Annotated in this window: 5 protein-coding genes, 2 tRNA genes and 1 pseudogene; 1 reads left to right on the top strand and 7 read right to left on the bottom strand. The window is 70.6% G+C overall.

The window, feature by feature from the left end; all coding sequences use genetic code 11:
- Positions 1–51 precede the first annotated feature (51 nt).
- Positions 52–546: pseudogene (locus tag FH969_RS15740) on the top strand (recombinase family protein); the annotation flags it as partial.
- 544 nt (positions 547–1,090) lie between these two features.
- Here FH969_RS15740 and FH969_RS08700 read toward each other — a convergent pair.
- The 7 genes from FH969_RS08700 to gyrB form a co-directional block, all read right to left on the bottom strand.
- A tRNA-Ala gene (locus FH969_RS08700) sits at positions 1,091–1,163 on the bottom strand.
- A gap of 27 nt (positions 1,164–1,190) precedes the next feature.
- A complete protein-coding gene (locus FH969_RS15465) occupies positions 1,191–1,310 on the bottom strand; it encodes a DLW-39 family protein (protein WP_218975294.1) in 120 nt (39 codons plus the stop codon).
- Between the two features lie 24 nt (positions 1,311–1,334).
- Positions 1,335–1,408: transfer RNA gene (locus FH969_RS08695), tRNA-Ile, on the bottom strand.
- A gap of 333 nt (positions 1,409–1,741) precedes the next feature.
- A complete protein-coding gene (locus tag FH969_RS08690; RefSeq protein ID WP_108718671.1) occupies positions 1,742–2,125 on the bottom strand; it encodes a VOC family protein in 384 nt (127 codons plus the stop codon).
- A 167-nt stretch (positions 2,126–2,292) separates the two neighbouring features.
- Positions 2,293–2,898 carry a DUF3566 domain-containing protein gene (locus FH969_RS08685; protein ID WP_139986970.1) on the bottom strand — a complete coding sequence of 202 codons (606 nt, stop codon included), beginning with the start codon at positions 2,896–2,898 and terminating at the stop codon, positions 2,293–2,295.
- Positions 2,895–5,633: a DNA gyrase subunit A gene (gene gyrA / locus FH969_RS08680; RefSeq protein WP_425462458.1), complete on the bottom strand. Its 2,739-nt coding sequence runs from the start codon at positions 5,631–5,633 to the stop codon at positions 2,895–2,897. The genes FH969_RS08685 and gyrA overlap by 4 nt, the downstream gene beginning before the upstream one ends.
- A gap of 91 nt (positions 5,634–5,724) precedes the next feature.
- Positions 5,725–7,794: a DNA topoisomerase (ATP-hydrolyzing) subunit B gene (gene gyrB, locus FH969_RS08675; protein WP_425462457.1), complete on the bottom strand. Its 2,070-nt coding sequence runs from the start codon at positions 7,792–7,794 to the stop codon at positions 5,725–5,727.
- Positions 7,795–8,002: the final 208 nt, after the last annotated feature.

The following is an 8,002-nucleotide window of genomic DNA, read 5'->3' as shown; positions in this document are numbered from 1 at the left end:
GGCTACCTGAACGTCCGCAAGACTGACGAGCGCGGCCGCGAGGTCCGAACAGTGGAAGTCGATCCCGAGCGCGCACCGCTCATCGCCTGGGCGTTCGAGCGCTACGCGGAAGGGGAGACCTCCGTGACTGCGCTTCTACGCGACCTCACCGCACGCGGGCTTCTGTCCGTGCCGACACCGAAACGGCCATCCAAGCCGCTGGGGAAGAATGCCCTCTGCCGCGTGCTGACGAACCCGTACTACGCGGGAGTGATCCGCTACAAGGGCGCGCTGCATCCTGGCGCGCACGAGCCCATCGTGGAGCCTGCGCTCTTCGATCAGGTGCAATCGCTGTTGAAGGCGCGCAACGCGCACGCAACCCGGCACGTCCAGCACGCCCACCACCTGAAAGGGCTGCTGCACTGCGGCAGTTGCGGGTCGCGGATGCTGCTGGACTTCGCGACCAACCCGCGCGGCACGACGTACGCCTACTTCGTCTGCTCAGGCCGGGCTGCGAAGAAGACCACCTGCACCCGCCGTGCCGTGCCCGTGCAGGTCGCGGAACGGCTCGTAGCGGACTCCTACGCCAACATCACGATCAGCGAAGATAACTACCGCCACCTCGCCGCCGAAGTTGACGCCGCGTTCGACAAGCGCAGTGCGGGCAAGGATCAGGAGTTCGCCGACCTCACCGCGAACCGGGCGCGCCTGGAAGCCGAGAGCGACAAGCTTCTCGCCGCGCACTTCGCCGACGCCATCGACCTACCCACGCTCAAACGGCACCAAGACCGCATCCGCGCCGGGCTCGCGAGCATCGAGCACCGCCTGCGTGAGCACCACGAGCAACACGTCGGCGGCAGGGCGTTCCTCCACGACAGCCTGCGGCTCCTCACCGACGCTCACCGCGCCTACGCGCACTCCGATGACGGGAGCAGGAGGCTGGCGAACCAAGCGTTCTACGCGCGGTTGGAGATCACTGAGGACGAGCAGTTGCGCCCGCGCCTCGCGGAGCCGTTCGCCACCATCGTTCAAGCGACGACCGGAGGCAAAGAAGCCGAACGGGAACACTCCACATCTTCCGATGTCGCGTGTTCCCGCAAGACACTTTGGGTGGAGCCTAGGGGACTCGAACCCCTAACCCCCTGCTTGCAAAGCAGGTGCGCTACCAATTGCGCCAAGGCCCCGTCGGCCCGAGGTGGGCCGGTGGATCGTCACTCGACCGGGTCGGTGACCTCTCGCCACAGGTCGCGCTCGGCCTGCTCGGCCGAGACCTCACGCCAGACCAGGTACCCGAGGCCGGCAAGGGCCGCCAGCACGAGCAGACGCTTCATCGTGACCTCCTGGAGGGGAGAGTGTGGGCCTACCGCGACTCGAACGCGGGACCTCTTCCTTATCAGGGAAGCGCTCTAACCGACTGAGCTATAGGCCCGTGGCGTGCTCGACATCTGCCGCACGCGCCGGTCGAGATTACCCCACTCCGGGCCCGCTCCCCAAACCGAGGGCTCGTGGGAGGCGCGAGCGAGGCTGGGCCGCGCTCGAGCCCCGTGACGCCAGAGCGACTCTGCGTGACGCGAGAGCGACTCGTCGCGGGGTCGGCGGTGCTCGTCGCTCGCTGACCAGCGCCGACGCAACGGCGGCCGGCCCGAGCTCGCGGGTCAGTCGCTGTGGCGGAACGGACAGTCGCTGTGGCGTCACGGAGCGCCGCGTGGGACGGCGATGGGCTCCCGGATCGACGGCCGCGCCCGGGCCCGCCCGGCACCGGTCAGGTCTCGATCCACAGGCAGAACGGGTGCCCCACCGGGTCCAGCAGCACGCGCACGTCCTCCTGCGGCTGCCACTCGGCCAGCCGTGCACCGAGCGCGAGCGCCCGCTCCACGCCGCGCGCCAGGTCCGTCACCTCGACGTCGAGGTGCAGCTGCATCTGCTGGTCGCCCTCACCCGCGGGCCAGACCGGCGCGACGTACCGCTCCTCGCGCTGGACCGACAGCCCCATCCCCGACGGCGGACGGACCGTCACCCACGTCGGGTCGGCGACGGTGACCGTCCACCCGAGCAGCTCGCCGTAGAAGCGCGCGAGCGCCTCGGGATCGGGGGCGTCCAGCACGGCGGCCGTCGCGCGGAACAGGGGCTCGCCGTCGTCGCTCATGGCCCCAGCCTGCGCCCGCACCCTTCCGCCGACAAGACCTCCCGCCAGGCCCGTGCGCACGCGCGGAGACGTCGAGGGCCGTGCGCACGCGCGGAGACGTCGAGGGCCGGCCACCGCATCGGTGGCCGGCCCTCGACGACAGCACGCGCGCGACGGCGCAGCGAACCTCAGTCGTCCGTCAGCGTCATGTGCAGCCCGCCCACGAGCGCGGCCACGATGTTGTAGATGAAGGCGCCGAGCGTGGTCAGCGCCGTGATGAGCGCGACGTTGATGATCGCGACCACGGTGGCGAGCGACATCACGTTCTTCAGCCGCAGGTACTCCAGCACGACGCCGAACTGCTTCGTGGCGTCCAGGTCGGTGAAGAGCGACTCGAGGTCGGCGAACACGCCCATCGAGTCGACGACCTTCCACGCGACGGCGGCCGCGACGACCGTCACGATGCCGAGCGCCACGGACAGCAGGAAGCCGAGCTTCATGACCGACCACGGGTCCACCCGGGAGACCGACAGGCGCACCCTGCGCGGGCCGCCGGGGGCCGGCCGGGGCGCGGGCTTGGGCGCGGGCCGCGACCCGGGCGACGACGTGGCCGTCGAGCGGTCGCCGGTGGACCGGTCGGTCGTGGTGGACGACGACGCAGGCGCGGTCGCCGGGTCGGCCTCGAGGGTCCCGCTCACGGGACCCGAGCGCACGCTCTGCTTGGCGGACGTGCGCACGGGGGTGGTCGCCGTCGGGGCGTCACCGGTGGTGGGGCCGGACGTGGGCTGGCTCATCGCGTCTCTTCCTCGTCATCGTCCGCGCCGGCGGGCTCCTCGGTCAGGGCGGTCCCAGCAGGCGCGGCAACGGTCGGTGCCGACGCTACGCCATCGGTCCCGGCCGCCTCCGGCGACGGCGTGGAGCCGTCGGCAGCCTGCACCGAATCCTCACGCACCGCGCCGGGCGCGTCCACCGCCTCGCCGTCGGGCGCCTCGCCGTCGGGCGCCTCGGCCTCCACGACCTCGGCCCGCTCACCGAGCGCGACGGCGATGATGCGGTCGCCGTCGTCCGGCTTGGCGAACGTGACGCCCTGGGTGTTGCGGCCGGTGAGGTTGACCTCGGCCACCGCGGAGCGCACCACCTTGCCGCGCTCCATGATGACGAGCACCTCGTCGGCCTCGTCGGTGACGAGCGCGCCGACCAGGTGGCCGCGCGCCTCGACGACGTTCGCGACCTTGATCCCCAGACCACCGCGGCCCTGCAGCCGGTACTCCGACAGCAGCGTGCGCTTGGCGAAGCCGCCCTCGGTGACCGTGAACAGCGCGGCACCCTCGCGCACCACGTCCATCGCGAGCAGTTCGTCCTCGGCCCGGAACTTCATCCCGGTCACGCCCGACGTCGCCCGCGCCATGGGGCGCAGCGCGTCGTCGTCGGCGGTGAACCGGATCGACTGGCCCTCGCGGGACACGAGCAGCAGGTCGTCGTCCGCGTTCGCGAGGCGAGCCGACACGACCTCGTCCACCTCGCCGCCCGAGTCCGTGCGCAGGTTGATCGCGATGACGCCGCCCGTGCGCGCGGAGTCGTACTCCGCCAGGCGGGTCTTCTTCACGAGGCCGCGGCGCGTGGCGAGCACGAGGTAGTCGGCGGCGTCGTAGCCGGAGATGGTGAGGACCTGGGCGATCTCCTCCCCCGGCTGGAACGCGAGCAGGTTCGCGACGTGCTGGCCCTTGGCGTCGCGGCCGCCCTCGGGCAGCTCGTAACCCTTGGCGCGGTAGACCCGGCCGAGATTGGTGAAGAAGAGCAGCCAGGAGTGGGTCGTCGTGACGAAGAAGTGCTCCACGACGTCGTCCTCGCGCAGCTGTGCGCCGCGCACGCCCTTGCCGCCCCGGCGCTGCGCGCGGTAGGCGTCGGTACGGGTGCGCTTGGCGTACCCGCCACGCGTGATGGTCACGACGATGTCCTCGACCGGGATGAGGTCCTCGACGTTCATCTCGCCGTCGAACGGCAGGATCGTCGTACGGCGGTCGTCGCCGTACTTGTCCACGATCGCGGCGAGCTCCTCCGAGACCACGGTGCGCTGCCGCTCCGGGCTCGCGAGGATCGCCTGGTACTCGAGGATCTCGGCCTCGATCGCCTGGAAGTCGGAGAGGATGCGCGCCCGCTCGAGCGCCGCGAGCCGGCGCAGCTGCATGTCGAGGATCGCGGTGGCCTGCACCTCGTCGATGTCGAGCAGCTCCTGCAGGCCCGTGCGGGCCTCGTCCGCCGACGGCGAGCGCCGGATCAGCGCGATGACGTCGTCCAGCGCGTCCAGCGCCTTGAGCAGCCCGCGCAGGATGTGGATCCGCTTCTCGGCGGCGTCCAACAGGTACTGCGTGCGCCGCACGACGACCTCGACCTGGTGGTCGACCCAGTGCCGGATGAACGCGTCGAGGCTGAGGGTGCGCGGCACGCCGTCGACGAGCGCGAGCATGTTCGCGCCGAACGTCTCCTGCAGCTGCGTGTGCTTGTAGAGGTTGTTGAGCACGACCTTCGCGACGGCGTCGCGCTTGAGCACGATGACGAGGCGCTGGCCGGCGCGACCGGAGGTCTCGTCCCGCAGGTCGGCGATACCGGAGACCTTGCCCTCACGGACCAGCTCGGCGATCTTGGCGGCGAGCCGGTCGGGGTTGACCTGGTAGGGCAGCTCGGTGACGACGAGGCACTGCCGGCCCTGCAGCTCCTCCACCTCGACGACGGCGCGCATCGTGATCGAGCCGCGACCCGTGCGGTAGGCGTCCTCGATGCCCTTGACGCCGAGGATCTGCGCACCCGTGGGGAAGTCCGGGCCCTTGATGCGCAGCATGAGCGCCGCGAGCAGCTCGTTGTTGGTCGCCTCGGGGTTCTCCAGGAACCACTGGGCCCCGGACGCGACCTCGCGCAGGTTGTGCGGTGGGATGTTCGTCGCCATGCCCACGGCAATGCCGGCGCTTCCGTTCACCAGCAGGTTCGGGAAGCGCGCCGGCAGCACGACCGGCTCGCGCGTGCGGCCGTCGTAGTTCCAGTCGAAGTCGACGGTGTTCTTGTCGATGTCCCGGACCATCTCCATGGCCAGGGGCGCCATCCGGCACTCGGTGTACCGCGGCGCGGCAGCGGCGTCGTCGCCGGCCGAGCCGAAGTTGCCCTGCCCCGCCACCAGCGGGTAGCGCAGCGTCCACGGCTGCACGAGGCGCACGAGGGTGTCGTAGATCGCGCTGTCGCCGTGCGGGTGGTAGTTGCCCATGACGTCGCCGACGACGCGCGTGCACTTGGAGAACGCCGAGTCCGGACGGTAGCCGCCGTCGTACATCGCGTAGAGCACGCGACGGTGCACGGGCTTGAGGCCGTCGCGCACCTCGGGCAGCGCGCGGCCCACGATCACGCTCATCGCGTAGTCGAGGTAGCTGCGCTGCATCTCCAGCTGCAGGTCGACCTGCTCGATGCGGCCGTGGTTGTGCGGCGCGCCGTCGCCGGGCTCGGGAGTGGTGGGCTCGTCGTCGCGAGGGGGCTGGGTCACGGTGGTCCGTTTCTGTGGCGGTGGGGTTCCCGACGGCGTCACCCGGCCGGGTGGTCCGCGCGCCGTGCGCGCGGGGCGGCCGGGCGGACGCCTAGATGTCGAGGAACCGCACGTCGCGGGCGTTGCGCTGGATGAAGGAGCGGCGGGACTCCACGTCCTCGCCCATGAGGATGGAGAAGATCTCGTCGGCGGCCGCGGCCTCACCGATCGTGACCTGCTTGAGGATGCGCGTCTCCGGATCCATGGTGGTTTCCCACAGCTCGGAGTAGTTCATCTCGCCGAGACCCTTGTAACGCTGGATCCCGCCCTCCTTGGGCAGCCGGTGGCCGGCCGCGAGCCCGGCGTCGCGCAGCGCGTCGCGCTCGCGGTCGGAGTAGGCGTAGCCGTGGGGCGCGTTCGTCCACTTCAGCTTGTACAGCGGCGGCGCGGCGAGGAAGACGTGGCCGTTCTCCACGAGCGGGCGCATGTAGCGGAACAGCAGCGTGAGCAGCAGCGTGCAGATGTGCTGGCCGTCGACGTCGGCGTCGGCCATGAGCACGATCTTGTGGTACCGCAGCCGGGAGATGTCGAAGTCCTCACCGATGCCGGTGCCGAACGCCGAGATGAGCGCCTGGACCTCCTGGTTGGACAGCGCCTTGTCCAGCCGGGCCTTCTCGACGTTGAGGATCTTGCCGCGGATGGGCATGATCGCCTGCGTCGCGGGGTTGCGGCCCTGCACGGCCGAGCCGCCGGCCGAGTCACCCTCGACGATGAACACCTCGGAGATCGAGGCGTCCCGGCTCGAGCAGTCGCGCAGCTTGCCCGGCATGCCGACGCCCTCCAGCAGCCCCTTACGCCGCGTCGCCTCACGCGCCTTGCGCGCGGCCATCCGTGCGGCGGAGGCCTGGATCGCCTTGCGGACGACCTCCTTGGCCTCGGCGGGGTGGGAGTCGAGCCAGTCGCCGAGCTGGTCGTAGACGACTGAGTGGGTGAACGTGCGCGCCTCGGTGTTGCCGAGCTTGGTCTTCGTCTGCCCCTCGAACTGCGGTTCGCCGAGCTTGATCGAGATGACGGCCGTGAGCCCCTCGCGGATGTCCTCGCCGCTGATGTTCTCGTCCTTCTCCTTGAGCAGGTTCTGCGCGCGGGCGTACTTGTTCACGAGGCTCGTGAGCGCCGCGCGGAAGCCCTCCTCGTGCGTGCCGCCCTCGGGGGTGCTGATCGTGTTGGCGAACGTGTGGATCGAGTCGGTGTACGCCGTCGTCCACTGCATGGCGATCTCGAGGGAGATCGTGCGTCCGGTGTCCTCGGCGCTGAAGTCGATGATCTCGGGGTTGACGAGGTCGGCCTTCTTGGCGGAGTTGATGTGCTTGACGTAGTCGACCAGGCCGCCGTCGTACTTGTACGTCACGCTGCGGTGCTTGGGCGCGACGGCGACCTCGTCGTCCGCCCCGGCGACCTCGTCGTGCTCCTCGACGGCGCGCTCGTCGGTGAGCGAGATGCGCAGGCCCTTGTTGAGGAACGCGTACTGCTGGAACCGAGTGCGCAGGGTCTCGAAGTCGTACTCGGTGGTCTCGAAGATGCTCGCGTCGGCCCAGAACGTCTGCTGCGTCCCGGTCTCGTCGGTGGCCGCGCCTCGCTCGAGCTCGCCGACCGGCTTGCCGCCGTCGGCGAACGCCATCGACCACGTGTAGCCGTCGCGCCGGACCACCGACTCCATCCGGCTGGACAGCGCGTTCACCACGGACATGCCGACGCCGTGCAGGCCGCCCGAGACCGCGTAGCCGCCGCCGCCGAACTTGCCGCCCGCGTGCAGGATCGTCATGACGACCTCGAGCGTGGGCCGGCCCTCGGTGGGGTGCATCGCCACAGGGATGCCGCGGCCGTTGTCGATGACGCGGACGCCGCCGTCGGCCAGCAGGGTGACGTCGATCGTGTCGCAGTAGCCCGCGAGCGCCTCGTCGACCGAGTTGTCGACGATCTCGTAGACGAGGTGGTGCAGGCCGCGCTCGCCGGTCGACCCGATGTACATGCCCGGGCGCTTGCGGACGGCCTCGAGGCCCTCCAGCACCGTGATGTTCTGGGCGTCGTAGCCGCCGTTCGCCGGGCGGGCCGCGACGGGCTCGACGGCCGGCTCCACGGCCTCGTTCGGGGTGGGCTCGACCTCGGGCGTCGGCTCTGTCACGGGGATCCTCGCTGTCGCACCGGCGCGCGTCCGGTCAGGCGCACGCACGAGTCGTCGGTCGCGGGCGGGGTGGGAGCTCGCGTGCGCGCGCGAGAGCACGAGGCGTCTCGGGTGCACGTCCGCTGACACGCCGATCTCGGCGCTCGGACTCGTGTGGTCAATTCTACCCCGTCGAGCCCCTTGAACGGCCCTCAGACCGTGTTATGTG

This window comes from Miniimonas arenae, from assembly GCF_006351005.1.
GTDB classification, from domain to species: Bacteria; Actinomycetota; Actinomycetes; order Actinomycetales; family Beutenbergiaceae; genus Miniimonas; species Miniimonas arenae.
This window is presented reverse-complemented; position numbering and strand designations above follow the sequence as displayed.

What these genes read in the sequence shown, in the direction of transcription:
- FH969_RS08685 (WP_139986970.1), bottom strand. Translation starts at nt 2,898, where the DNA reads ATGAGCCAGCCCACGTCCGGCCCCACCACCGGTGACGCCCCGACGGCG.
- FH969_RS15465 (WP_218975294.1), bottom strand. Translation starts at nt 1,310, where the DNA reads ATGAAGCGTCTGCTCGTGCTGGCGGCCCTTGCCGGCCTCGGGTACCTG.
- FH969_RS08690 (WP_108718671.1), bottom strand. Translation starts at nt 2,125, where the DNA reads ATGAGCGACGACGGCGAGCCCCTGTTCCGCGCGACGGCCGCCGTGCTG.